22 protein-coding genes are annotated in these 22,685 nt (G+C 67.3%); 4 read left to right on the top strand and 18 right to left on the bottom strand.

Annotated elements, in window-relative coordinates:
* Positions 1-87: 87 nt before the first annotated feature.
* A complete protein-coding gene (locus ACCC97_RS24450) occupies positions 88-1,026 on the bottom strand; it encodes a 2-hydroxyacid dehydrogenase (RefSeq protein WP_413335548.1) in 939 nt (312 codons plus the stop codon).
* A gap of 40 nt (positions 1,027-1,066) precedes the next feature.
* Positions 1,067-2,899, bottom strand: a complete 1,833-nt coding sequence (locus ACCC97_RS24455) for an ABCB family ABC transporter ATP-binding protein/permease (RefSeq protein ID WP_413335550.1) — start codon at positions 2,897-2,899, stop codon at positions 1,067-1,069.
* 41 nt (positions 2,900-2,940) lie between these two features.
* Between ACCC97_RS24455 and ACCC97_RS24460 the strand changes: the two genes are divergently transcribed.
* Positions 2,941-3,366 (top strand): acyl-CoA thioesterase, encoded by a 426-nt coding sequence (locus tag ACCC97_RS24460; RefSeq protein WP_007834091.1) that lies wholly within the window; start codon positions 2,941-2,943, stop codon positions 3,364-3,366.
* Positions 3,367-3,372: 6 nt separating this feature from the next.
* Here ACCC97_RS24460 and ACCC97_RS24465 read toward each other — a convergent pair whose 3' ends face one another.
* From ACCC97_RS24465 to ACCC97_RS24525, 13 genes are all read right to left on the bottom strand, one after another.
* On the bottom strand, positions 3,373-4,479 hold the full coding sequence (locus tag ACCC97_RS24465) for an ABC transporter substrate-binding protein (RefSeq protein ID WP_413335573.1): 1,107 nt from the start codon (positions 4,477-4,479) through the stop codon (positions 3,373-3,375).
* Between the two features lie 183 nt (positions 4,480-4,662).
* Entirely contained in the window at positions 4,663-5,427 is a 765-nt protein-coding gene (locus ACCC97_RS24470) for an enoyl-CoA hydratase (protein WP_413316102.1), read from the bottom strand.
* 36 nt (positions 5,428-5,463) lie between these two features.
* Positions 5,464-6,057, bottom strand: a complete 594-nt coding sequence (locus ACCC97_RS24475) for a 2-hydroxychromene-2-carboxylate isomerase (RefSeq protein WP_413316101.1) — start codon at positions 6,055-6,057, stop codon at positions 5,464-5,466.
* Between the two features lie 75 nt (positions 6,058-6,132).
* Complete coding sequence (locus tag ACCC97_RS24480; protein WP_007834083.1) at positions 6,133-6,879, bottom strand: SDR family oxidoreductase; 747 nt, start codon at positions 6,877-6,879, stop codon at positions 6,133-6,135.
* 5 nt (positions 6,880-6,884) lie between these two features.
* Positions 6,885-7,721 (bottom strand): acyl-CoA thioesterase, encoded by an 837-nt coding sequence (locus tag ACCC97_RS24485; protein WP_007834081.1) that lies wholly within the window; start codon positions 7,719-7,721, stop codon positions 6,885-6,887.
* Positions 7,722-7,750: 29 nt separating this feature from the next.
* On the bottom strand, positions 7,751-8,650 hold the full coding sequence (locus ACCC97_RS24490; RefSeq protein ID WP_007834079.1) for an alpha/beta fold hydrolase: 900 nt from the start codon (positions 8,648-8,650) through the stop codon (positions 7,751-7,753).
* Positions 8,651-8,705: 55 nt separating this feature from the next.
* Positions 8,706-9,902: an acetyl-CoA C-acyltransferase gene (locus ACCC97_RS24495; RefSeq protein ID WP_007834074.1), complete on the bottom strand. Its 1,197-nt coding sequence runs from the start codon at positions 9,900-9,902 to the stop codon at positions 8,706-8,708.
* Positions 9,899-10,315: an endonuclease domain-containing protein gene (locus tag ACCC97_RS24500; RefSeq protein ID WP_413335553.1), complete on the bottom strand. Its 417-nt coding sequence runs from the start codon at positions 10,313-10,315 to the stop codon at positions 9,899-9,901. The genes ACCC97_RS24495 and ACCC97_RS24500 overlap by 4 nt, the downstream gene beginning before the upstream one ends.
* Positions 10,316-10,379: 64 nt before the next feature.
* Complete coding sequence (locus ACCC97_RS24505) at positions 10,380-12,779, bottom strand: 3-hydroxyacyl-CoA dehydrogenase/enoyl-CoA hydratase family protein (protein WP_413335555.1); 2,400 nt, start codon at positions 12,777-12,779, stop codon at positions 10,380-10,382.
* A 40-nt stretch (positions 12,780-12,819) separates the two neighbouring features.
* Positions 12,820-13,254 carry a DUF2147 domain-containing protein gene (locus tag ACCC97_RS24510; protein WP_413335557.1) on the bottom strand — a complete coding sequence of 145 codons (435 nt, stop codon included), beginning with the start codon at positions 13,252-13,254 and terminating at the stop codon, positions 12,820-12,822.
* A gap of 46 nt (positions 13,255-13,300) precedes the next feature.
* Positions 13,301-15,097, bottom strand: coding sequence for an acyl-CoA dehydrogenase C-terminal domain-containing protein (locus ACCC97_RS24515; protein ID WP_007834069.1), 1,797 nt, complete (start codon positions 15,095-15,097; stop codon positions 13,301-13,303).
* Positions 15,098-15,170: 73 nt separating this feature from the next.
* Positions 15,171-15,857 (bottom strand): TetR/AcrR family transcriptional regulator, encoded by a 687-nt coding sequence (locus ACCC97_RS24520; RefSeq protein WP_007834068.1) that lies wholly within the window; start codon positions 15,855-15,857, stop codon positions 15,171-15,173.
* 139 nt (positions 15,858-15,996) lie between these two features.
* Entirely contained in the window at positions 15,997-16,755 is a 759-nt protein-coding gene (locus ACCC97_RS24525; RefSeq protein WP_413335559.1) for an SDR family oxidoreductase, read from the bottom strand.
* Positions 16,756-16,863: 108 nt separating this feature from the next.
* Between ACCC97_RS24525 and ACCC97_RS24530 the strand changes: the two genes are divergently transcribed.
* Positions 16,864-17,751 carry a LysR family transcriptional regulator gene (locus ACCC97_RS24530; protein WP_413335561.1) on the top strand — a complete coding sequence of 296 codons (888 nt, stop codon included), beginning with the start codon at positions 16,864-16,866 and terminating at the stop codon, positions 17,749-17,751.
* Between the two features lie 3 nt (positions 17,752-17,754).
* Here the strand turns inward: ACCC97_RS24530 and ACCC97_RS24535 are convergent, their stop codons facing one another.
* The 3 genes from ACCC97_RS24535 to ACCC97_RS24545 all read right to left on the bottom strand — a co-directional run bounded on the left by ACCC97_RS24535 (position 17,755) and on the right by ACCC97_RS24545 (position 20,289).
* A complete protein-coding gene (locus tag ACCC97_RS24535) occupies positions 17,755-18,591 on the bottom strand; it encodes an AraC family transcriptional regulator (protein WP_413335563.1) in 837 nt (278 codons plus the stop codon).
* Between the two features lie 27 nt (positions 18,592-18,618).
* Complete coding sequence (locus ACCC97_RS24540) at positions 18,619-19,467, bottom strand: fumarylacetoacetate hydrolase family protein (RefSeq protein ID WP_007839007.1); 849 nt, start codon at positions 19,465-19,467, stop codon at positions 18,619-18,621.
* A gap of 87 nt (positions 19,468-19,554) precedes the next feature.
* A complete protein-coding gene (locus ACCC97_RS24545; protein WP_007839005.1) occupies positions 19,555-20,289 on the bottom strand; it encodes an SDR family oxidoreductase in 735 nt (244 codons plus the stop codon).
* Positions 20,290-20,410: 121 nt separating this feature from the next.
* Between ACCC97_RS24545 and ACCC97_RS24550 the strand changes: the two genes are divergently transcribed.
* Complete coding sequence (locus ACCC97_RS24550; protein ID WP_007839003.1) at positions 20,411-21,127, top strand: FadR/GntR family transcriptional regulator; 717 nt, start codon at positions 20,411-20,413, stop codon at positions 21,125-21,127.
* Positions 21,128-21,157: 30 nt separating this feature from the next.
* Positions 21,158-22,684, top strand: coding sequence for a UxaA family hydrolase (locus ACCC97_RS24555; protein WP_413335564.1), 1,527 nt, complete (start codon positions 21,158-21,160; stop codon positions 22,682-22,684).
* Position 22,685 lies beyond the last annotated feature (1 nt).

Here is a 22,685-nt window from a genome sequence, read left to right on the forward strand (position 1 = left end):
GGCAGGGGTGGGGGCAAGCGGCGTCCCTGCTTGGCGCCCTGCCTGCCCCCATCCCAACCCTCCCCCAGAAGGGGGAGGAGCAAGGCATCAGATGGGGGTGAGGACGCCACGCCCCGCGAAGTGCCCTTCGGCATTCGCGAGGAAGTGGTCCACCGACTTCTGCGTCGCCTCGGGCGACCAGCCGGCCATGTGCGGTGTCAGCAGCACGTTATCGAGGCCGATCAGCGGCTCGGGCCGCTTCGGTTCGCTCTCGTACACGTCGAGGCCGGCACCGGCGATGCGGTTCTCGCGCAGCGCCGCCGCCAGCGCCTCGGTGTCGACCACGCTGCCACGCCCGATGCTCACCAGGTAGCCCTGCGGCCCGAGCGCGTCGAGCACTTCGGCATTGACCAGGTGCTTCGTGGCCGGGCCGCCCGGCGCGACCAGCACGAGGAAGTCGGCCCATGTGGCAAGCGACGTCAGGTCGTCGAAGTAGCGGTGCGTCGCGCCTTCCTTCGGCTTGCGGTTGTGATAGCCCACCTCCATGTCGAACGCCGCCGCCCGCTTCGCGATCTTCTGCCCGATGGTGCCCATCCCCAGGATGCCCAGCTTCTTGCCCGACACGTTCGGCGGCTGCGGAATGGCCTCGCGCCACACGCCTTCGCGGCACAGCCGGTCGAGCTTGCGGAACTCGCGCACGATGCCGATCAGCAGGCCGAAGGCGTGATCGGCCACACAGTCGTCGTTGGTGCCCGCGCCGTTGGCCGTGGCGATGCCGCGTGCACGCGTGGCTTCGAGCGGCACGCCCTCGTAGCCCGCGCCCATGCAGCAGATCAGCTCCACGGCCGGCATGGCCGCGATTTCCTCGGGCGTGATACCGATGACGCCGATGGTCAGCACCGCGCGGAACTTCTTGCCGTGCTCGGCAATGGCAGCCGCGCGCTGCGCGTCGCCGAAGGCATAGGTCATGTCGTAGACCTCGGCAATCTGGGCCTGGTGGGCGCTCGACAGGCTGTTGAGCACCAGCAGGGGAATCTTGGTCGACACGTGGGAACTCCTGAACGAAAAAATGAAATGGATGATCGCGCTACATCAGCGGTGCCGCTTCGCTCTTCTGCAAGGCCCACATCTGGGCGTAGCGGCCCTGCTTCGCGAGCAGCTCGGCGTGCGTGCCGCGCTCGACGATCACGCCCGACTCCAGCACCAGGATCTCGTGCGCGTCGACCACCGTCGACAGCCGGTGCGCGATGACCAGCGTGGTCTTGTCCTGCGCGGCGCTCTTGAGCTCAGACTGGATGGCGCGCTCGTTGGCCGAGTCGAGCGCCGAGGTGGCCTCGTCGAAGATCACGATCGGCGGGTTCTTCAGCAGCGTGCGCGCGATGGCCACGCGCTGCTTCTCGCCGCCCGAGAGCTTGAGGCCGCGCTCGCCCACCGTCGTTTCGTAGCCCTTGGGCGTGGCCACGATGAAGTCGTGGATGCGCGCGGCGCGGGCCGCGGCCTCCACCTCTTCGCGCGTGGCGCCGGGGCGGCCGTAGGCAATGTTGTATTCGACCGTGTCGTTGAAGAGCACCGTGTCCTGCGGCACGATGCCGATCGCGCGGCGCACGCTCGACTGCGTGACTGCGCGGATGTCCTCGCCGCCGATGGTGATGCGGCCCTGCTGCACGTCGTAGAAGCGGTAGAGCAGCCGCGCGAGCGTCGACTTGCCCGAGCCCGAGGGGCCGACCACGGCCACCGTCTTGCCCGCTGGAATCTCGAAGCTCACGTGCTTGAGGATGGGCCGCGCGGGCTCGTAGGCGAAGCTCACGTCCTCGAAGCGCACCGTGGCGTCGGCGCCGGCCAGCGGCTGCGAGCCGGGCGCATCGCGCACCTCGCGCTCTTTTTCCATCAGCACGAACATCTTGTCGAGGTCGGTCAGGCTCTGCTTGATCTCGCGGTAGATCACGCCGAGGAAATTCAGCGGAATGTAGAGCTGGATCATGAAGGCGTTGACCATCACCAGGTCGCCCAGCGTCATACGCCCGTCGACCACGCCCGAGGTGGCGCGCCACAGCATCAGCACCAGGCTGATGGCGATCAGCGCCTGCTGGCCGGTGTTGAGCATGCTCAGCGTGCGCTGGCTCTTGATGGCGGCCTTGCGGTAGCGGTCGAGGCTGGCGTCGTAGCGGCCGGCCTCGAAATCCTCGTTGTTGAAGTACTTGACGGTCTCGTAGTTCAGCAGCGAATCGACCGCGCGACTCTGCGCCACCGAGTCGAGCTCGTTCATGGTCTTGCGGAACTGCGTGCGCCACTCGGTCACCGTGACGGTGAACGTGATGTACAGCACCAGCGCGGCCGCCGTGATCCAGACGAACAGCGAGTCGAACTTCACGCCCAGGATGGTGAGCACCAGCACCAGTTCGATGATGGTCGGCACGATGCTGTAGAGCGACATCGAGATCAGCGAGTGCACGCCGCGCGTGCCGCGCTCGATGTCGCGCGTCATGCCGCCGGTCTGGCGCTCCAGGTGGAAGCGCAGGCTCAGCGCGTGCAGGTGGCGGAACACCTCCAGCGCGATCTGCCGGGCCGTGCCCTCGGTGGCCTTGGCGAAGATCAGCTCGCGCAGCTCGCCGAAGAGCGAGGTCGAGAAGCGCAGCAGCCCGTAGGCCAGCAGCAGCCCGATGGGCACGATGAGCAGCGCCTGTGCCATGTCGGGCTTGGGCGTCATCGTGTCGACCAGGTTCTTCAGCAGCACCGGCACGCCCACGTTGGCCACCTTGGCGCCCACCATGAAGGCCAGCGCCGCGGCCACCCGCCACTTGTACTGCCAGAGGTAGGGAAACAGGCGGCGCAGCGTCGCCCAGTCGGAACGGTCACTGCGCGCCGGCGGGTGGCCGCCGGCTGTGTGGGGGGAAGGAAGGGCTTCGCCGCTTCGGCGCATGGAGGACAATCGTGGTTGCTTGTTTGTTCCAGATTGTGCCCATGTCAGATACTTCCAGTGCCGCCGCCGCGGCCACCCTCAAAAGCCTGCCCACCGACATGGAGCTGGTGCTCAAGGTCATTCCGATGCCGGCGGACTGCAACGCCAACGGCGACATCTTCGGCGGCTGGGTCATGGCGCAGTGCGACCTGGCCGGCTCGGTGATTCCGGCGCGCTACGCCAAGGGCCGGCAGGCGACGGTGGCGGTCAACGAATTCATCTTCAAGCAGCCGGTGCGGCTGGGCGACATTCTTTCGTTCTATTCGAAGCTGGTGCGCATCGGGCGCACCTCGGTCACGGTGACCGTCGAAGTCTTCGCCGAGCGCTTCCGCGCCCAGGGCGAGTACATCAAGGTCACGCAGGCTACCTTCACCTACGTGGCCATCGACGACAACGGCCGTCCGCGAGTGATCGAGCAGCAGCCCTGAACGAGTTCAGACGCCCGGGTCGCGTACGCGCTCGAAGTGCTCGAACTCGCGGTTGACCCAGCGCCCCTCGCGGCGCTCGACGCGGCGGATGTACACCGTCTGCACGATGTCCCGCGTGTGCGCGTCGATCTCTATCGGGCCGCGCGGGCTGTCGAGCCGCACGCCCCGGAACGCGTCCACCAGCCGCTCGCCAACCGCGCCACCGTGCGCCACGGGCGAGGCCATCGCCGCGTCGATGGCCGCGAGCGCATCGTGGGCCGCGACCGCGAAATACCCCGGACGCAGGTGATCGCCGTACTCCGCCTGGAACGCCGACGTGAACCGGCGGTTGGCCGGCGACTCGTGCGCGAATGAATAGTGGTGACTCGTGACGAGCCCATCGGCCAGCTCGCCGATGCCCTCGAGGTAGTGGTCGTCGGTGGCGTCGCCCGTCGCGAGCAGGCGAATGCCGGCGTCGGCCATGCCGCGGTCGCGCCAGAACTTCAGGAAGGTGGCCGGCATCTGCCCCGACGGCAGGAAGAAGAACACCGCCTGTGGCTTGAGTTCGCGCAGCCGCAGCATGTAGGCCGAGTAGTCGAGCGTGGCCAGCGGCACCCGCAGCATCGCGCCGACCCGGCCTCCACCCGCGGTGATGCCCGATACGAAGGCGCTTTCGGCATCGACGCCCGAGGCGTAGTCGGCCACCACGGTGCAGACGTCGCGCAAGCCTTGCTGGAGCGCCCAGCGCGCCAGCGGCAGCGTGACCTGCCCGATGGTGAAGGACACCCGCACCGCGAACGGGCAGCGCGCCGTGATGCCCGAGGAGGCTGCGTTCATCACCACCAGCGGCAGCTTCGCCTGCGTGGCGACGCTGCCCACGACATAGGCGTTGGAGCTGAAATCCAGGCCCGCCAGCAGGTCGACACGCTCGCTTTCCACGAGGTCCAGCGCATGGCGGCGCGCCTGGTCGGGCGCGCTGCCGGGCACGTCGCGCCGCAGCAGTTCGACCGGCCGGCCCGCAATGTTCTGGTTGTGCGCCGCCAGCCAGACGGCCATGCCGGCATCGAACTGCCGGCCACCGCCCGCATAAGGGCCGGACCACGAACCGATGACGCCGATGCGCAGCGGTCGCACCCGCGCCAAGGCCAGTGAAGGGGCTGCCAGGGCACCTGCCAGCAAACCGAAAGTACGCCGGCGCGAGAAGCGGAATGCTACTTTTTCAGTAGCGTCGTTTGCCTGCGGGCCGGGCGTTGCGAGGGTTCTTTTCTCTTGCACGCCGCGCAGTGTACGTATGCAGGCCCCGGCCCGGGAAGCGCGTCAGACCTTGGAGAAGTCCGGCTTGCGCTTCTCCATGAACGCGCCGAAGGCCTCGCGCGCCGCCGGTTCGCGCAGCATGCGACCGAAGCTCGCACCCTCCTCGCCCATGCGCTCCAGCACGGCAGGCATCTGCGCCTTCTTCAGCAGGCGCTTGGTTTCCACCAGCGCGCTCAGCGGCTTGGCGGCGAGCTTGCGGGCCTGCGTCTGCGCGATGGCGTTGGCCTCGGTCGGCGGCACCACGCGGTTGACCAGGCCCACCTCCAGCGCGGCCTCGGCCATGAAGGGCTCGCCCAGCAGCAACGCCTCGGCCGCGCGGTGGTAGCCCAGCATCTGCGGCACCAGCAGGCTCGACGCCGCTTCGGGGCACAGGCCGAGGTTCACGAAGGGCATCGAGAAGGCGGCGTTGTCGCCCGCGTAGACGAGGTCGCAATGGAACAGCATCGTGGTGCCGATGCCCACGGCCGGGCCGCACACGGCCGCGACGATGGGCTTGGGGAAGGTTGCGATGCCTCGCAGGAAGCGGAACACCGGCGATTCCTGCGTCGACGGCGGGCCGTTGAGGAAGTCGCCGATGTCGTTGCCCGCGCTGAAGATGGTCGGATCGCCCTGGATCAGCACGCAGCGCACGGCCGCATCGCTCTCGGCGGCGGCCAGCGCATCGGCCAGTTCGGCGTACATGCCGCTGGTGATCGAGTTCTTCTTGTCGACGCGGTTGAAAGTGAGGGTCATCACACCGGCTTCGGTGTGGACGAGGATGTCGCTCATGGGAATGGTCCTTGAATAAAGGGATTGGCGCCGCGATCAGGCGCAAAGGGCTTCGCGGACGAAATCGAGGCGGTCTTGCCCCCAGAACATCTCGCTGCCGACGAACATGGTGGGAGCGCCGAACACGCCGCGCTCCACGGCTTCCTGGGTGACGGCCTTGAGGCGGTCCTTGGTTTCCTGCGCGCCGGCCAGCGCGAGCAGGCCCGCGGCGTCGAAGCCCGCATTCTGCAAGACGGCGCCGACGATTGCCGGGTCGTTGAGATTCTTCGGCTCGACCCACATCGCGTGGAAGACCGCGTCGACATACGCACCGAAGCGCGCCGGCTCCTTCATCTGGATGCCGGTGGCGCCGCGCATCAGCAGCAGCGTGTTGATGGGGAAATGCGGGTTGTGCACGAAGGGCACGCCGTAGCGCTTCGCAAAGCGCTGCAGGTCGACGGTCATGTACGGGCCCTTGGGCTTGATCTCGGCGGGCGAATGGTTCCCCGTGGCCTGGAACACGCCGCCCAGGAGCATAGGCTTCCACACCAGCTCGGCGCCTGCGTCAGCACATACGTGCGGCAGCTGCGTTGCGGCGAGGTAGGCGGCGGGGCTGCCGAAGTCGAAGTAGAAGTCGACGGATTTGGTCATGGGTGTCTCCTTGTCGGACGCTTGTGTTCGGGGGCGCGTGCACAGGCCACCGGGTACTCCCCTGCGCCCGTCATCTCAGAATTTCTCGGACCAGGGCCGCAGATCGAGCTCGTGCGTCCATGCATCGCGCGGTTGCGAATGCAGCATCCAGTAGCTGTCGGCGATGTGGTCCGGGTTCAGGATGCCGTCACTGTCCTTCAGTGCATAGCGCTCGGGGAAGTTGCTGCGGATGAACTCGGTGTCGATGGCGCCGTCGACCACCACGTGCGCCACGTGAATGCCCTGCGGCCCCAGCTCCCGCGCCATCGACTGGGCCAGCGCGCGCAATGCCATCTTGGCGCCCGAGAAGGCGCCGAAGTTCGCCGCGCCACGCAGCGAAGCCGTCGCGCCCGTGAAGATGATCGTGCCGCGATGCCCGCCTTCCGGCATGTCGCGCGCCACCATCCGCTTCGCCACCTCGCGCCCGTTGAGAAAGCCCGAGAAGCAGGCCATCTCCCACACCTTGAAGTACTTGCGCGCGGTCTCGCTCAGGATGCTCTCGGGCACGTTGGCCCCGATGTTGAACACCATCACCTCGATCGGCCCGACCGTCGACTCGATCTGCTCGACGAGTGCAACCACCTCCTCTTCCTTGCGCGCATCGCAGGCGAAGGCATGTGCGCAGCCGCCGTCGGCCTCGATCTGCGCCACCAGCGGCTGCAGCTTGTCGAGGCTGCGCCGCGTGACGCAGGTGGCGAAGCCTTCGCGCGCGAAGCGGCGGGCAATGGCGCCGCCGGTGGCGTCGCCCGCGCCCACGATGAGTGCAGCCTTGGTGAGCGCCATGACGGTCATTCCTTGTAGTAGACGATCTGGTTGGAAGTGGCGAGCAACGTGCCGCCTTCGCTCCAGAGCTGCGCAGCCTGGTCGAAGAAGCCGCTGCTGAACTGCTGCCCCGTCGCGCTGCCGAGCAGGTAACCCGTGCCGACCTCGGCCAGCTGCGCCGCATCGGCATGGAAATACGTGGTGATCGACACCGTGCCCACCGGCACCCGCGTGGCGCGGCGCAGCCACACGCGCGGGAAGAACAGGTCGCTCATGGCCGCGAGCGAGGCGAAGTCGAGCGCGCGTTGCTGCGCATCGCGCACCCAGAGCCGGCTCTCGCTGTGATGGCCGCTGCCGTCCCATTTCGAAGGAATGCTGCCGCTGATCGGCCGCATCTCGTACTGGCCGATCCACGCCACGCCCGACGGGCCAATGCTCATGCGCTCGACCATCTCGGGCCGCGGCACCTCGGGCATCGGCAGGTCGTTGCCGTTCCAGGTCTCGCGGCGCACGGCGGTCACCACGGTGGCGGTGGTCGTCATGTTCGGCGCTGCGCCGGGGCCGGCCTGCGTGATCTGCACCGTCCAGTGCTGCGTCGAGCGGTTGGTGCGCACGGCGGTGGCCTGGATGTCGAACGCGCCGGCTTCGAGCGCCGCCGCGTAGTTCACCGTGAGCGCGATCGGCACGCCGAGCAGGTCGGGATGCTTCAGCACCGCTTGCAGCGCCAGCGCCGCGGTGGTGCCGCCGAAAGGGCCGACCATGTTCCAGTAGTCGGGGCTGGTCATGCCCGTGAAGTGCCCCACGCGGATGTCGCTGTGGTGGATCGCCAGGGCCTTGTCGAAGGGGTGCGTGCTCGTCGTCATGATCGGCAGTGTGCCTCCGGTCGATGGCGTCACGCAGTCGTGTGCGGGACGTTGGCGTGCTGCAGCGCAGTAAGCGACGCCAGCCGATGCAGCTTGTCGAGCGTGCTCGGCCAGAGGCTCTGGCTGAACTGCTCGCGGAAGAAGCCGAAGTGGCCGATGCGCCGGGCCTGCACGTCGGCCGGCGCAATGCGCTCCACCGCGCTCGGTGCGCCGGCATAGAAGCTCACGAGGCTTTCGGTGCCGGCGAGCGTCATGAGTTCGTCGTCGGTCATCGACAGCGCGAGCACCGGGAAGCGCACGCGGCCGTAGCTGCGCAGTGCCGCCTCGCCTTCCGCGCCGACGCTGTAGCGCGGATTCAGGCACCAGCGCCGCCATTGCAGGATCACGCCGCGCGGCAGGTCGCCGACCTTCTTCAGCCGGCGGCCCGGAAAGTAGCCGCACAGCCGCGTGACCAGCGGCACGAGCACGAACCAGAAGTAGAGGATGCTGCGCTTGAGCTTCGGCGCGTTCTCGCGCCAGTAGCCGCTGCCCGCGGCGATGCTGACGAGGCCGTCGACCTGCCCGGGACGCTGCAGGAAGCCCGGCAGCTGCGCGCCCAGGCTGTGGCCCAGCAGGTAGAGCGGCTGGCCGGGCAACGCCGCCTTGGCTGCGTCGATCACCGCTTCGTAGTCGCAAGCCCAGTCGAGCAGGTCGGCCTTGAAGCCGCGCAGCGGCGCATTGCCGCGCGAGTCGCCGGAGCCCCGGTAGTCGAAGGTCCAGACGCGCAGGCCCTGCTGCGCGAGCCATCGCGCGAAGGGCTCGTAGAAGGACTGGCGCACGCCCATCGCGCCACCGATCACGATGCTGGCACGCGGTGCGCCGACCGGCTCGTACGTTCGCACGGCCAATTGCGTACGACCACCATCGGTTGCAAGCTGCTGCATCTGCATGAGGTTGTCTCCTTCGTTGCCTCGACGCTCGTCCCGGTGTCTTGCGCGTTGCCGATCAGACGCGCTCGAAGATTCCCGCGGCGCCCTGGCCCATGCCCACGCACATCGTGACCATGCCGTACTTCAGGTTCTCGCGGCGCAGCGCATGCACCACGGTCGCCGAACGGATGGCGCCGGTGGCACCGAGCGGATGGCCCAGCGCAATTGCGCCGCCCATCGGGTTGACCTTCGACGGATCGAGCCCCAGCGTGTTGATGACGGCCAGCGACTGCGCGGCGAAGGCTTCGTTGAGCTCGAACCAGTCGATGTCCTGGTGCTTCAGGCCGGCGTAGCGCAGCGCGGCCGGAATCGCCTCGATCGGGCCGATGCCCATGATGTGCGGCGGCACACCTTTGCTCGCGAAGCTCACGAAGCGCGCGAGCGGCGTGAGGCCGTACTGCTTCACCGCCTTCTCGCTCGCGAGGATCAGCGCGCCGGCGCCGTCCGAGGTCTGCGAGCTGTTGCCGGCCGTGACGGTGCCGCGCGCGGCGAACACGGTGCGCAGCTTGGCCAGGCCTTCGAGGCTGGTGTCGGGGCGCGCGCCTTCGTCGAGGTTCGCCATGCGCGTCTTCACGATCGACTCGCCGGTGGCGAGGTTTGGCGTGCGGTCGGTCACTTCGATCGGCGTGATCTCGTCGGCGAACTTGCCGGCCTTCTGCGCGGCCAGCGCCTTCTGGTGCGAGGCGAGTGCGAACTCGTCCTGCGCCTCGCGGCTCACCTTCCACTGCTGCGCGACCTTCTCGGCCGTGAGGCCCATGCCGTAGGCAATGCCGACATCGCCTTCGCGCTCGAAGATCGAGGGCGACAGCGAGGGCGAATTGCCCATCATCGGCACCATGCTCATGCTTTCGACACCGGCCGCGATCATCACATCGGCCTCGCCGACGCGGATGCGGTCGGCCGCCATCTGCACGGCCGACAGGCCCGAGGCGCAGAAGCGGTTCACGGTGATGCCGCCGACGCTGGTCGGCAGGCCCGCCAACACGGCGCCGATGCGCGCGACGTTCAGGCCCTGCTGCGATTCGGGAATCGCGCAGCCGCAGATGATGTCTTCGATGGCCTTGGGATCGAGGCTGGGCACGGCGGCGAGCGCGGCACGCAGCGTGGTCGCGAGCAGGTCGTCGGGGCGGTAGTTGCGGAAGTAGCCGCGGTGCGACTTGCCGATGGGGGTGCGGGTGGCGGAGACGATGTAGGCGTCTTGGACTTGTTTCATGGATGGCTCCTGGATTGGGCTCCTTCCCCCTCTGGGGGAAGGTTGGGATGGGGGCAAGCGGCCGTCAATTCATCCAGTCGATTGACGATGGCCTGCAACACCCCTTCAAGATTGACAAACGGATCGTTCGATCCGAAACGCAGCACGTCGAATCCCTGCTCGCGCAGGAAAGCGTCGCGTCGGGCGTCGTAGCCGGCCTGCGCCTGGTGTTGCGATCCGTCGAGTTCGACGATCAGCTTAGGGCCGAGGCATGCGAAGTCGGCGATGTAGTTGCCAAGCGGATGCTGCCTGCGGAACTTCACTCCCAGTTGCTCGCCGCGCAACCCGCTCCAGAGCTTGCGCTCGGAGTCGGTCATCTCGCGCCGCAATGTGCGGGCGTTCTGTTGCGCGTTGGGAGTGGATTGGTTTTGCATAGGCTGCCTGCCCCCATCCCGGCCTTCCCCCAGAGGGGGAAGGAGTAAGAGGGCATCGCTCGCGTCAGTTACGCACCGGCTTCCCCGTGCTCAGCATTCCCATGATCCGCTCCTGCGTCTTCGGATGCACGATGAGCGAGCAGAACGCCTTGCGTTCCAGCGCCATCAGGTACTCCTCGGTCACGAGCGAGCCGGCGTCCACGTCGCCGCCGGTCACCACGTTCGCGATCAGGCTTGCAATGTGGAAGTCGTGCGCGCTGATGAAGCCGCCGTCGCGCATGTTCACGAGCTGGCCCTTGATCGTCGCGGCGCCGCTGCGGCCCGCCACGCGGAAGCTGCGGCGCAGCGGTGCACGGTAGCCGGCGTCGGCCATGGCCTTGGCCTGCTGCAGCGCCACATACAGCAGCTCGTCCTTGTTCGGCACGATCACGTCGCTGTCGAGCAGGTAGCCCAGCTTCTTCGAGTCGAGCGCGCCGGTGCCCACCTTCGCCATCGCGGCCGCGGTGAAGCCTTCGGTGAGGAACGGCAGCAGGTCGGTGCCCGTCGAGGCCGAGGCGTTCTCGGCGGCACGGCGCGCGATGTAGGTCAGGCCGCCCGCGCCGGGGATCAGCCCCACGCCGACTTCGACCAGGCCGATGTAGCTCTCCATTGCTGCGACCCGTTTGGCCGAGTGGACGGCCAGCTCGCAGCCGCCGCCCAGCGCCATGCCGCGCACCGCGGAGATCACCGGCACGCTGGCGTAGCGGATCTTGAGCATCACGTTCTGCAACTCCTGCTCGGCGCCCTCCACCGCGCCGATACCGGCTACGACGAAGGCCGGCAGCATCGCCTGCAGGTCGGCGCCGACCGAGAACATCTCATCGGGCGACCAGATCACGAGGCCCTTGTATTCGGCTTCGGCCAGGTCGACTGCGGCGCCCAGCGCCTCGGCCACGTCAGGGCTGATGGCGTGCATCTTCGAATGGATGCTCGCGATCAGCACCTCACCATCCAGCGTCCACACGCGCACATCGCCTTCGTCGCTGATCGTGGTGCCCGCGGTGTTGGCATCGGCTGCATTCGCACCGAGCACGCTTTCCGGGAACAACTGGCGGTCATGCACGGGCAGCTTGCGCTGCGGCACGAACTTGTTCTGCGACGCGCTCCACGAGCCTTCGGGCGTGTGCACGCCGCCGGCCTCGGCCACCGAGCCTTCGAACACCCACTTGGGCAGCGGTGCGCTGCTCAGCGCCTTGCCTGCGTCGATGTCTTCCTGCACCCACTTGGCGACCTGCGCCCAGCCGGCTTCCTGCCACAGCTCGAACGGGCCCTGCTTCATGCCGAAGCCCCAGCGCATCGCGAAGTCGACGTCGCGCGCGCTCTCGGCGATGTCGCCCAGGTGCACGGCGGCGTAGTGGAAGCCGTCGCGCAAGATGGCCCAGAGGAACTGGCCCTGCGGCCCTTCGCTCTCGCGCAGCAGCTTCAGGCGCTCGCCCGCGGGCTTCTTCAGCATCCGGCCGTACACCTCGTCGGCCTTGGCGCCGGCGGGCACGTACTCGCCGCTCTTCAGGTCGAAGCGCAGGATGTCGCGGCCGGCCTTCTTGAAGAAGCCGGCCTTGGTCTTCTGGCCCAGGTTGCCCAGCTCCAGCAGCTTGGCGAGCACCGGCGGCGTCGCGAAGTTGGCGTAGAACGGATCGCTCTCGGCGTTCAGGTTGTCCTGCAGCGTCTTCACGACGTGGGCCATCGTGTCCAGGCCCACCACGTCGGCGGTGCGGAAGGTGCCCGAGCTGGCGCGGCCCAGCTTCTTGCCCGTGAGGTCATCCACCACGTCGGGCGTGAGGCCGAACTTCTCGACTTCCTTCAGCGTGGCCAGCATGCCGGCGATGCCGACGCGGTTGGCGATGAAGTTGGGCGTGTCGTGCGCGCGCACCACGCCCTTGCCCAGCGTGCTGGTGACGAAGGCTTCGAGGTCGTCGAGCACCTGCGGCTGCGTGGTCGGCGTGTTGATCAACTCCACCAGGAACATGTAGCGCGGCGGGTTGAAGAAGTGAATGCCGCAGAAGCGCGGCTTCAGCGCTTCGGGCAGCGCCTCGCTGAGCTTGGTGATCGACAGGCCCGAGGTGTTCGAGGCCAGGATCGAATGCTTGACAACGTGCGGCGCGATCTTCTTGTACAGATCGAGCTTCCAGTCCATGCGCTCGGCAATGGCTTCGATGATGAGGTCGCACTCGCCGAGCTTGGCCAGGTCGTCTTCGTAGTTGGCCTGTTCGATCAGGCCCGCATCGGCCACGTCGCCGAGCGGCGCGGGCTTGAGCTTCTTGAGGTTGTCGATGGCGCGCGCGACGATGCCGTTCTTCGGGCCTTCTTTTGCGGCCAGGTCGAACAGCACGACAGGCACGCGCACGTTGACGAGGTGGGCCGCAATCTGCGCGCCCATCACGCCGGCGCCGAGCACGGCGACCTTCTTCACTTGAAATCGGGACATGTTGCTTGGTATTTCTTGGATAGGTTGCGCACAGGCTTGTTTACTGCGCGCGGTTCCAGGTTTGGGTACGCCAGAACGGGCCCAGGTAGCCGCGCACCTCGAGCTTCTTGCCGCCCTCGATGGGCGTGAAGCTCGCGCGGTATTCCTTGCCGTTCTCGGGGTCGAGGATCTTTCCGCCTTCCCAGACGTCCTTGTTCTCGGCCTTCTTTCCGCCGCGGATGATGTCGAGGCCGACCATGGGCTTGTCTTTGCGGTCGTCGCTGCATTCGCTGCAGACCGCGCCGGGCTTGGCATCCTTGCCCAGCGCCTTCTCGATGCGCCCGGACAGCGCGCCGTGGGTCTCCGCGATGCTGATCTCGGCCTTGACCTCGCCGGTCTTGTCGTCCACGTTGCGCCACAGACCCACCGGCGTGCTTTGGGCCATGGCCGAAACGGCCGTGACGGTGAACAGGATGGCTGCGAGTGTTGTTTTCATGATCGGCGGCTCCTGGATTCGAAGGAAGACGAGACGGTACGACCGCTCAGGCCAGCGCTGCGTCGGTGTCCATCAGCACCTTGCTGCCGGCGCGCGCGGTGCGCATCAGCGTCGCGGTCTCGGGGAACAGCTTGGCGAAGTAGAAGCGCGCGGTCTGCAGCTTGGCGACGTAGAACGGATCGGTGTTGCCGGCGGCGATCTCGCGCAGCGCGACCTGCGCCATGCGGGCGAACAGGTAGCCGAACACGAAGTGACCGGCCACGCGCAGGTAGTCGACGGCGGCGGCGCCCACTTCGTCGGGGTTCTGGAAGCCCTTGAAGCCGATCTCGGTGGTGAACTTGGTGAGCTGGTCGCCCAGCATCGCGATCGGGTTGATGAACTCGGCCATCTTCTCGTTCACACCCTCTTCTTCCACCAGCTTGCCCACGAGCTTGCCGAACTTCTTCAGCGACGCGCCGTTGTTGCCCAGCACCTTGCGGCCCAGCAGGTCCAGCGACTGGATGGTGTTGGTGCCTTCATAGATCATGTTGATGCGGTTGTCGCGCACGAACTGCTCCATGCCCCATTCCTTGATGAAGCCGTGGCCGCCGAACACCTGCATGCAGGCGTTGGTGGAAATGTGGCCGTTGTCGGTGATGAAGGCCTTGACGATGGGGGTCAGCAGCGCGACCAACTCACCCGAGTCCTTGCGCACCTTCTCGTCAGGGTGGTTGTGTTCCTTGTCGAGCAGCAGCGTGCAGAAGATCTGCAGCGCGCGGCCGCCTTCGGCATAGGCCTTGGCCGTGAGCAGCATCTTGCGCACGTCGGGGTGCACGATGATGGGGTCGGCTTCCTTGTCCTTGGCCTTCACGCCGGAGAGCGAACGCATCTGCACGCGGTCTTTCGCGTAGGCCAGCGCGTTCTGGTAGGCCACTTCGGTCAGGCCGAGCGATTGGTTGCCCACGCCCAGGCGTGCGGCGTTCATCATCACGAACATCGCGGCCAGGCCCTTGTTGGGCTCGCCCACCAGCGTGCCGGTGGCGCCTTCGATCACGATCTGCGCGGTGGCGTTGCCGTGGATGCCCATCTTGTGCTCCAGGCCGGCGCAGAAGATCGGGTTGCGCTCGCCGAGCGAGCCGTCGGCCTTGACCTTGAACTTCGGCACCACGAACAGGCTGATGCCCTTGCTGCCCTTGGGCGCATCGGGCAGGCGGGCCAGCACCAGGTGAATGATGTTGCTCGTCATGTCGTGCTCGCCGGCCGAGATGAAGATCTTGCTGCCGGTGATGCGGTAGGTGCCGTCGGGCTGCGGCTCGGCCTTGGTGCGCAGCAGGCCGAGGTCGGTGCCGCAATGGGGTTCGGTGAGGCACATGGTGCCGGTCCACTCGCCGCTCGTGAGCTTGGGCAGGTAGGTCTTCTTCTGTTCGTCGGTGCCGTGCGCCACCAGCGCTTCGTACGCGCCGTGCGAGAGGCCGGGGTACATGGTCCAGGCCTGGTTGGCGCTGTTGAGCATCTCGAACAGGCACTGGTTCACCACGAAGGGCAGACCCTGGCCGCCGAAGGCCGGGTCGCACGACAGCGCAGGCCAGCCGCCTTCGACGTACTTGGCGTAGGCGTCCTTGAAGCCCTTGGGCGTCTTCACTTCGTGCGTGGTCTTGTCGAGCACGCAGCCTTCTTCGTCGCCGCTGATGTTCAGCGGAAAGGTCACCTCGGCAGCGAACTTGCCGGCCTCCTCGATCACCGCGTTGATGGTGTCGGCGTCGGTTTCGGCGTGGGCCGGCAGCGCCTTGAGTTCCTCGGCGACGTTGAGCACTTCATGCAGCACGAACTGCATGTCGCGCACGGGTGGGTTGTAGGTAGGCATCCGGGACTCTCCTGGTCGAAGCTAGATAGAAAAAGAAAAAGGGGAAAACAGAAAAGGGGACAGGCCGCGAGCCTCAGCGCACGGTCTTGAGGCGGCGGCCCGCCGGCGCAGTGGCCCCGGCCTTCGGCGCGTCGGGCGTGGCGCTGCGCGCGAGGATGTTGTCGAAGCCGACGTTGGCGCGGCCGATGGAGCCGGGCACCTGAAGAAAGCGCGCCTCGTAGTGCAGCGCGAGGATCAGGCCGTGGATCTCGAACGCCACCTGGCGCTCGTCGGCGTCGGCGCGCAGGTGGCCTTCGCTCTGTGCCTGCACGATGGCGCGCAGCACGGCGGCCTGCCAGATGCTGACCGACTCGACCAGCGCGTCGCGCACCGGACCCGGGCGGTCGTCGAATTCGGAGGCGCCGCTGATGTAGATGCAGCCCGAGTCGATCTCGGTCGAGGTGCGCTTCATCCAGTTGGCGAACATGGCGCGCAGGCGCGGCAGGCCGCGCGGCGCCTGGAGGGCGGGAAAGAACACTTCCTGCTCGAAGCGCGCGTGGTATTCGCGCACCACCGAGATCTGCAGTTCCTCGCGCGAGCCGAAGTGGGCGAACACGCCCGACTTGCTCATCTTGGTGATTTCGGCCACGGCGCCGATCGACAGGCCCTCCAGCCCGATCTGCGCGGCCAGCGCCAGCGCGGCGTCGACGATGACGGCCTTGGTCTGCTGGCCCTTCTGGGCGGCGCGGACGGGCTTGGCGGAAACGGCTGTGGCGGACATCGTGGAATTTCCCTGCAAAAAACGAACGGTCGTTCTATTTTGCAGGGCTTTGCACTTTCGGCCACAAGAGACCTTCAACGGTTGAAGGTTAATTGACGCGAAATGGGGCCGTCGCCGGCCCCGTCCCGGCCACTTCCTTTCAGAATTCCTGCGACACCGGCCGCAACACGACTTCGTTGATGTCCACGTTCGCCGGCTGCTCCACCGCGTAGACGACGGCGCGCGCCACCGAATCCGCGGGGATCTGGTTGGCGTCGTAGAACGCCTTCACGCCAGCCGCGCTCTCGGCATCGCTGCTGCCGAACTTCAGCTCCGAATCGACCGCCCCGGGCGACACGATGGTCACGCGCACGCCGCTGTTGCCCACCTCCACACGCAGGCCCTCGGAGATGGCGCGCACCGCATGCTTGGTAGCGCTGTACACCGTGCCGATGGGCGTGAACACCTTCAGCCCCGCAATGGAAGCGACGTTGACGATGTGCCCCCCGCCCTGCGCCTGCATGCGCGGCAGCACGGCGGCAATGCCGTAAAGCACGCCCTTGATGTTGACGTCGATGGTGCGGTCCCATTCGTCGACCTTGAGTTTCTCGAGCGGCGACAGCGGCATCACGCCCGCGTTGTTGACCAGCACGTCGATGCGGCCGAAGGCTTCGATGGTGGCGGCGGCGAGCTTGTCGAGTTCGGCGCGCTTCGACACGTCGGTGGCCACGGCGATGGCCTCGCCGCCGGCTTCGCGGATTTCTGCCACGACCTTGTCGAGCCGGTCGGTACGGCGGGCCGCGAGCACCACCTTCGCGCCGCGCGCGGCAAGGTGGCGCGCCGTCGATTCACCGAGCCCGCTGCTCGCGCCGGTGACGATGGCGACCTTGCCCTGGATGTTGTCTTGAACGGATGTCATGGAAATTCCTTTCGGGGGTGTTGAAGAAGTGCACGCAGTGTGGAAAATCCTCGCGTTCCCGTATATGAAACTCTTCCGACTTCAGAATTCCTCAATAAGGAACAGTCCATGTCCAACCGCCTCGAAGCCTTGCGCGTGTTCTGCACCGCCGCCGATGCCGCCAACTTCCGAGACGCCGCGGTGCGGCTGTCGGTGTCGCCGCAGGTGGTGACACGCGCGGTGCGCGAGCTCGAAGACGAACTGGGCGAACCGCTGTTCCACCGCAGCACGCGCGGCGTACAGCTCACCGACTTCGGCCGGCAGCTCGCAGAGCGGGCGCGCGTGGCAGTGGGCGGCGTGGACGACCTCTTTCACCGCACCGACAGGCGCGCGCTGTCGCAACATGCGGGCACGGTGCGTGTCACTGCGCCGGGCATCTTCGGACGCCGGCTCATTCCGCAGGCGCTGGCGCCGATGCTCGCGGCACACCCCGGGCTGGTACTGGACCTGCGCGTGTCGGAGGAGCATGCCGACGTGGTCGACCAGCAGATCGACATCGGCGTGCGCGTGGGCCCGCTGCGCGACGCACGCTTCGTTGCGAGGCCGGTGGGAAGGATGGCGCTGCACGTGGTGGCCGCGCCCGCACTCGTCGCGCGCACGGGCGTGCCGAAGAAGCTGGACGCGCTCGCGGCGCTGCCGCTCACCGCACTGATCGACCGCAAGTCGGGCCGCCCCTGGCCGCTGGTCTTCAGCAAGGGCCGGCAACTGACGGTGACGTCGCCGGCCTTCGTTACCGACGACTTCGACACCGAGTGCGCCGCGGTGCTCGCGGGATTGGGCTTCGCCCAGCTGATCGGGGCACTGGCCGAGCCCTGGCTCGAATCGGGCGCGCTGGTGCCGGTGCTCGAAGCCGACGCGCCGCAGCCGTGGCCGATCTATGTGTACCGCTCGCAGCGCGCGCCGGTGCCGGCGCGCGTGCGACTGGTGTACGACGAACTGATCCGCGTGCTGCGCTGAACGCTACGGCAGGCCGCACGTCCTCTGCCACGCACCGGGCGTGAAGCCGAACTGGCGCGCGAAGATGCGCGTCATGTGGCTCTGGTCCGCGAAGCCGCTTGCAGCAGCGGCGTCCGCGAGGCCCGTGCCGCGGCGGATCAGGCCGCGTGCGCGTTCGGCACGCTGCAGCAGCAGCCACGCGTGGGGCGGCACGCCATAGGCCTTCTCGAAGCGCCGCAGCACCTGGTACCTGCCGAGGCCGGTCATTGCGGCAAGTTCGTCGAGCGTGGGCGCGGCGAGCAAGTCGTCGGCGAGGCGCTCGCGCACCAGCCGTACATCACCACCGATCTCGGGCAGCGCAATGGCGGTGGAATGGGCGTCGAGCAATACGCTACAGACTTCGGCCAGCGATTCTTCGCAGGCCAGCGCCTCGGCGCCTGCGGCGTTGCCCGTGGCACAGCGCCACTCATCGAGGCGGGCGAACAGGCGGCGCAGCGTGTGGAGCAGCCGCGCGTCCTGGAGCACGGGCCGCGTGAATTCGATGCCGGCGTCCGCAACGCCTTCGCGCATGCCAGCCATCACGGCCGCATCGAAATACACCATGCGCCAACGGCGCGACGGGCCGCCGAGCGGCCGGCCGTCGTGCACTTCGCCGGGGTTGGTGGTGATCAGGTCGCCCGCATAGGCATCGACCCTGCCGCGGCCGCTGGCCGAGCTTTGCGCGCCATGGTCGAGCAGGCCGACGCCGTAGATCGAATGCCAGTGCCGGCCGTAGTGGCGGGCACTGTCCATCGCGGTGGCATGGACGCCCTCCCAGGGCGTTCCAAAGACCTGCGAGCGATGGTCCGGCGGCGTCTTCATCCGCCGGATGATCTCAGAGAACGGTGCTCAGAGCTTGAAGGGAATCACTTCCTGGCGTTGTTCGCCCAGGCCTTCGATGCCCAGCGTCATCACGTCGCCCTTCTTCAGGAACAACGGCGGCTTCATGCCCATGCCCACGCCGGGCGGCGTGCCGGTGGTGATCACGTCGCCGGGCATCAGGGTCATGAACTGGCTCACGTAGCTCACGATCTTGGCGACGCTGAAGATCATGGTCCTGGTGCTGCCCGTCTGCACGCGCTGGCCGTTCAGGTCGAGCCACATCGAGAGCTTCTGCGGGTTCTCGATTTCGTCGCGCGTGACGAGCCAGGGGCCGAGCGGGCCGAAGGTGTCGCAACCCTTGCCCTTGTCCCAGGTGCCGCCGCGTTCGATCTGGTATTCGCGCTCGCTGACGTCGTTGATGGTGCAGTAGCCGGCCACATAGTCGAGCGCGCTCTTCTGCGACACATAGCGGGCGCGCGTGCCGATGACCACGCCGAGCTCGACTTCCCAGTCGGTCTTGACAGAGCCCTTGGGCAGCATCACGGGGTCGTTCGGCCCCTGGATGCAGCTGTTGGCCTTCATGAACACCACGGGCTCCTTGGGCACCGGCAGGCCGGACTCGGCCGCGTGGTCCGCGTAGTTGAGGCCGATGGCGATGAACTTGCCGACGTTGGCCACGGGGCTGCCGAAACGAGGCTTGCCCTTGACCAGCGGCAGCTTGTCGAGCTTCTGCTTGCGCAGCTTGGCAATGGCGGCATCGCCGAGCTGGTCGGGACCGATGTCCTTGACGACCGCGCTCAGGTCGCGCAGCTGGCCCTTGTCGTCGATGAGGCCGGGCTTTTCCTTGCCGGGGTTGCCATAGCGGACGAGTTTCATGCTTTCCTTTCAGTGCATTGAATCAATACGTGGAGCGGCCACTGGAGAGGTCGAAGACCACAGCGGTGGCCCGCGAAGTCGAGCGGGTCATATGGTGATGCCGCCGTCGACCGTGAAGGCCTGTCCGGTAGCGAAGATCGATTCGTCGCTCGCAAGGAACACCACCACCGGCGCGATCTCCTCGGCCTGCGCGAGCCGGCCCATGGGCTGGCGCGCGATGAAGGCCTTGCGGGCGGCATCGGGGTCGGCGTTGGCGTTGATACGGTCGCCGAGCGAAGGCGTATCGACCGTGCCCGGGCACACGGCATTGCAGCGGATGCCCCGGGCCACGTAGTCGGCCGCCACGCTCTTGGTAAGGCCCAGCACCGCCGCCTTGGTGGTGCCGTAGACAAAGCGGTTGGGCAGCCCCTTCATGCTGGAGCACACGCTCGCCATGTTGATGATGCTGCCGCGCCCGGCCGCCAGCATGCCGGGCAGCACGGCCTGGATGGTCCACATCTGCGCGCGCACGTTGAGGCTGAAGGCAAACAGCAGCTCGTCGTCGGTGGCCTGCTCGATGGTGCCGTTGTGCACCACGCCCGCGCAGTTGAAGAGAACGTCGAGCGCGGGCAGCTTCGCCACCAGCGCGCCGATGGCGGCCTTGTCGAGCACGTCGAGCTTGAGCGCCGTGACGTTGGGCATGCCGGCGTAGCGTTCGAGCAGCTTTTCGTTGACGTCGGTGGCCCAGACCTGCGCGCCTTCGGCCGCCATGGCGAGCACGCTGGCACGGCCGATGCCCTGGCCTGCGGCGGTGACCAGCGCGGTCTTTCCCTTCAATCTCATGGGTGTCTCCTCGGGTTAGGCCCGATGTTGATCCGGGCGGTGTATCGTATTCTGAATTGGCCTTACCACTTGTCCAATTCAGGACAACCCTTAACCCGTTCGATTTCCTCTTTTCGTTCCCGTGCCGATCCAGACCCTCGAACCCCAGCGCCTCTACCGCCAGATTGCCGAGCAGCTGCGCGTGCTCATCGGCAAGGGCGAGTTCGCGGTGGGCGCGCGCATTCCCGCCGAGCGCGACTTGGCCGCGCAGCTGGGCGTGAGCCGGCCCTCGGTGCGCGAGGCGCTGATTGCGCTGGAGGTCGAAGGCTGGGTCGAGATCCGCACCGGCTCGGGCGTGTACGTGCTCGACAGGTCGCACCGAGCGGCCCCGCCAGCCAACGGCGCAGCCGGCGTCGAATGGGGCCCGCTCGAAATCATCCGCGCGCGCCGCCTGGTGGAAGGCGAGACCGCCGCCACCGCGGCCCAGTACGGCAAGCGCAAGGACGTGGACGCCATGCGCCGCGCGATCCGCATGATGCGCGAGATGGCTGCACGCAACGAGGTGCCGCACGAGGGCGACCGCGCCTTCCACCTGGCCATCGTCAACGCGTGCGACAACGTGGTGCTGACCGAGACGGTGCAGGGCTTCTGGGAGTCGCGGCATGGGCCGATCTTCGCCCGGATGATCGATTACTTCGAGACCATGGACTCGTGGCAGGCCGCCATCGGCGAGCACGAAGCCATCCTCGACGCCATCGCGGCGCACGACCCGGCCGCGGCGCGCGACGCAATGCACCATCACATGGACAAGTTCCACCAGCGGTTCAGCGCGAGCTGGCGCCGCACCAAGGCCTCCTGACAAACAAACAAGCGCCGGCAGACACTCACGATGACTCCCTACATCCGACTCCACCCCGCCGATGACGTCGTCATCGCGCGCTCGCAACTGCTCGGCGGCACCGTCGTCGAGAACGTGGCCGTGCGCGGCCTGATCCCGCCGGGCCACAAGATCGCCATGCGCGCCATCGCGCCGGGCGAGCCTGTGCGCCGCTACAACCAGATCATCGGTTTCGCGAGCAAGCCCATCGCCGCCGGCGAGCACGTGCACACGCAGAACCTCGACATGGGTCCGGACAAGGGAGATTTCGAACGCGACTACGCCTTCGGCGCCGACGTGAAGCCCGCACCCGCCAAGCGCGAAGCCACCTTCATGGGCATCAAGCGCCCAGACGGCCGCGTGGCCACGCGCAACTACATCGGCGTGCTCACCAGCGTGAACTGCTCGGCCACGGCCGCGCGCGCCATTGCCGACCACTTCTCGCGCAAGACCAATCCGCAAGCACTTGCGGCGTTCCCGAACGTCGATGGCGTGGTCGCGCTCACGCACGGCACCGGCTGCGGCATGGACACCGAGGGCATGGGCATGCAGATTTTGGAGCGCACGCTCACGGGATACGCCACGCACCCGAACTTCGCGGGCGTGCTGGTCGTCGGGCTCGGCTGCGAGGCCAACCAGATCAACGCCTGGCTCGCGACCGGCCACCTGGCCGAGGGCGAGAACTTCCGCACCTTCAACATCCAGGACACCGGCGGCACGCGCAAGACGGTGGAGAGAGGCGTGGCGCTCATCAACGAGATGCTGCCGCGCGCCAACGCGGTGAAGCGCGAGCCATGCAGCGCTGCGCACATCACCATCGGGCTCCAGTGCGGCGGCTCCGACGGTTACTCGGGCATCAGCGCCAACCCGGCGCTGGGCGCGGCGGTCGACCTGCTGGTGGCGCACGGCGGCACCGCCATCCTCAGCGAAACGCCCGAGGTGTATGGCGCCGAGCACCTGCTGACGCGCCGTGCCGTGAAGCGCGAAGTCGGCCAGAAGCTGGTGGACCGCATCAAGTGGTGGGAGCACTACACCGCCATCAACGAAGGCGAGATGAACAACAACCCTTCGCCGGGCAACAAGGCAGGCGGGCTCACCACCATCCTCGAGAAGTCGCTGGGCGCGGTCGCCAAGGGCGGCACGAGCAACCTCGAGGCGGTGTACGAATACGCGGAGCCCGTCACCGCGCACGGCTTCGTCTACATGGACACACCGGGCTACGACCCGGTGAGCGCCACGGGCCAGGTGGCCGGCGGCGCCAACCTGATCTGCTTCACGACCGGGCGTGGCTCGGCGTACGGTTGCGCGCCCTCCCCCTCGCTCAAGCTCGCGACCAACTCGGCGCTTTGGCAGCGGCAGGAAGAAGACATGGACATCAACTGCGGCGAGATCGTGGACGGCACCGCGTCGATCCAGGAGATGGGCCAGCGAATCTTCGAACTGGTGCTCGCGACCGCCTCGGGCGCGCAATCGAAAAGCGAGCAGCACGGCTACGGGCAGAACGAGTTCGTTCCGTGGCAGGTCGGCGCCGTGATGTGAA

The organism is Variovorax sp. Varisp85 (genome assembly GCF_047304045.1).
Taxonomy (GTDB): domain Bacteria; phylum Pseudomonadota; class Gammaproteobacteria; order Burkholderiales; family Burkholderiaceae_C; genus Variovorax.

What these genes read in the sequence shown, in the direction of transcription:
- ACCC97_RS24540 (WP_007839007.1), bottom strand. Translation starts at nt 19,467, where the DNA reads ATGAAACTCGTCCGCTATGGCAACCCCGGCAAGGAAAAGCCCGGCCTC.
- ACCC97_RS24455 (WP_413335550.1), bottom strand. Translation starts at nt 2,899, where the DNA reads ATGCGCCGAAGCGGCGAAGCCCTTCCTTCCCCCCACACAGCCGGCGGC.
- ACCC97_RS24520 (WP_007834068.1), bottom strand. Translation starts at nt 15,857, where the DNA reads ATGTCCGCCACAGCCGTTTCCGCCAAGCCCGTCCGCGCCGCCCAGAAG.
- ACCC97_RS24545 (WP_007839005.1), bottom strand. Translation starts at nt 20,289, where the DNA reads ATGAGATTGAAGGGAAAGACCGCGCTGGTCACCGCCGCAGGCCAGGGC.
- ACCC97_RS24480 (WP_007834083.1), bottom strand. Translation starts at nt 6,879, where the DNA reads ATGGCGCTCACCAAGGCTGCACTCATCGTGGGCGCGGGCGACGCCACC.
- ACCC97_RS24460 (WP_007834091.1), top strand. Translation starts at nt 2,941, where the DNA reads ATGTCAGATACTTCCAGTGCCGCCGCCGCGGCCACCCTCAAAAGCCTG.
- ACCC97_RS24505 (WP_413335555.1), bottom strand. Translation starts at nt 12,779, where the DNA reads ATGTCCCGATTTCAAGTGAAGAAGGTCGCCGTGCTCGGCGCCGGCGTG.
- ACCC97_RS24470 (WP_413316102.1), bottom strand. Translation starts at nt 5,427, where the DNA reads ATGAGCGACATCCTCGTCCACACCGAAGCCGGTGTGATGACCCTCACT.
- ACCC97_RS24515 (WP_007834069.1), bottom strand. Translation starts at nt 15,097, where the DNA reads ATGCCTACCTACAACCCACCCGTGCGCGACATGCAGTTCGTGCTGCAT.
- ACCC97_RS24500 (WP_413335553.1), bottom strand. Translation starts at nt 10,315, where the DNA reads ATGCAAAACCAATCCACTCCCAACGCGCAACAGAACGCCCGCACATTG.
- ACCC97_RS24495 (WP_007834074.1), bottom strand. Translation starts at nt 9,902, where the DNA reads ATGAAACAAGTCCAAGACGCCTACATCGTCTCCGCCACCCGCACCCCC.
- ACCC97_RS24525 (WP_413335559.1), bottom strand. Translation starts at nt 16,755, where the DNA reads ATGACATCCGTTCAAGACAACATCCAGGGCAAGGTCGCCATCGTCACC.
- ACCC97_RS24475 (WP_413316101.1), bottom strand. Translation starts at nt 6,057, where the DNA reads ATGACCAAATCCGTCGACTTCTACTTCGACTTCGGCAGCCCCGCCGCC.
- ACCC97_RS24490 (WP_007834079.1), bottom strand. Translation starts at nt 8,650, where the DNA reads ATGCAGATGCAGCAGCTTGCAACCGATGGTGGTCGTACGCAATTGGCC.
- ACCC97_RS24510 (WP_413335557.1), bottom strand. Translation starts at nt 13,254, where the DNA reads ATGAAAACAACACTCGCAGCCATCCTGTTCACCGTCACGGCCGTTTCG.
- ACCC97_RS24485 (WP_007834081.1), bottom strand. Translation starts at nt 7,721, where the DNA reads ATGACGACGAGCACGCACCCCTTCGACAAGGCCCTGGCGATCCACCAC.
- ACCC97_RS24530 (WP_413335561.1), top strand. Translation starts at nt 16,864, where the DNA reads ATGTCCAACCGCCTCGAAGCCTTGCGCGTGTTCTGCACCGCCGCCGAT.
- ACCC97_RS24555 (WP_413335564.1), top strand. Translation starts at nt 21,158, where the DNA reads ATGACTCCCTACATCCGACTCCACCCCGCCGATGACGTCGTCATCGCG.
- ACCC97_RS24535 (WP_413335563.1), bottom strand. Translation starts at nt 18,591, where the DNA reads ATGAAGACGCCGCCGGACCATCGCTCGCAGGTCTTTGGAACGCCCTGG.